Origin of the sequence: Mycobacterium sp. KBS0706 (assembly GCF_005938675.2) — a bacterium.
GTDB lineage: Bacteria > Pseudomonadota > Alphaproteobacteria > DSM-16000 > Inquilinaceae > Inquilinus.
Genome location: NZ_VCCH02000401.1, coordinates 1 through 324, shown reverse-complemented (window position 1 = coordinate 324; position 324 = coordinate 1). Strand labels below are relative to the sequence as shown.

Genomic DNA, 324 nt, shown 5'->3' with positions numbered 1-324 from the left:
CGGGCCTGGGCGCTGTACTATTCGCCGGCGCATATCGAGACGCTGCTGCGGCGCGCGGTGGCGGGCGGCATCGACGCCAAGCGGCTGATGCTCAGTATCGTGCAGTTCAGCAGCATTCCGGCGATCGAGGGGGTCCATCCGCTGCAGGGCGGTTACGTCCGGCGGAAGATCCGGTCCAGCCGGCGGCCTGGCCTGCCCAGGCCCAATCCGATCGGCTTCTACGCGGGACGGGTGGCTGAGACGGCTCTCGCGCTCACACGCACGCTCGCGGTCCTGTGGCGGGCCGACCGGATTCGCCGGAGGGTGGTGCGCGAGGCGAGGCGA

At 71.0% G+C, this 324-nt stretch carries 1 protein-coding gene; it reads left to right on the top strand.

The features are described 5' to 3' along the window. A partial coding sequence (locus FFK22_RS43690) for a hypothetical protein (protein WP_221939334.1) occupies positions 1–324 on the top strand: 324 nt, incomplete at both ends.